This is a genomic window from Frankia sp. AgPm24 (assembly GCF_023243055.1).
GTDB lineage: Bacteria > Actinomycetota > Actinomycetes > Frankiales > Frankiaceae > Frankia > Frankia umida.
This window is the reverse complement of the sequence record NZ_JALKFW010000087.1, coordinates 1-603: the sequence shown is the minus strand read 5'-3', so window position 1 is coordinate 603 and position 603 is coordinate 1. Positions and strand designations below refer to the sequence as shown.

1 protein-coding gene is annotated in these 603 nt (G+C 69.8%); it reads left to right on the top strand.

Translation table 11 applies throughout. The features are described 5' to 3' along the window. The coding region (locus tag MXD61_RS05785; protein ID WP_248811807.1) for a beta-ketoacyl reductase at nucleotides 1-603 on the top strand (603 nt) is incomplete at both ends.

Sequence of the window (603 nt, the reverse complement as noted above, 5' to 3'; positions counted from 1 at the left end):
CCGGCGTTCGACCCCGAAGGCACCGTCCTGATCACCGGCGGCACCGGCACCCTCGGCGCACTCCTCGCCCACCACCTCGTCCAACACCACGGCGTCCGCCACCTCCACCTCACCAGCCGCCGCGGACCCCACGCCCCCGGCGCCACCGACCTCCACCACCACCTCACCACCCTCGGCGCCACCATCACCATCACCGCCACCGACACCACCAACCCCCAACAACTCACCCACCTCCTCACCACCATCCCCCCCCACCACCCCCTCACCAGCATCATCCACACCGCCGGCACCCTCCACGACGCCACCCTCACCACCCTCACCCCCACCCACCTCCACCACACCCTCAACCCCAAAACCCACGCCGCCTGGAACCTCCACCACCACACCCAACACCTCCCCCTCCAACACTTCATCCTCTTCTCCTCCATCGCCGCCACCCTCGGCACACCCGGCCAAGCCAACTACGCCGCCGCCAACACCTTCCTCGACACCCTCGCCCACCACCGCCACACCCACGGCCAACCCGCCACCAGCCTCGCCTGGGGCCTCTGGCACCAAACCAGCACCATGACCAGCCACCTCGACACCACCGACCTCACCCGG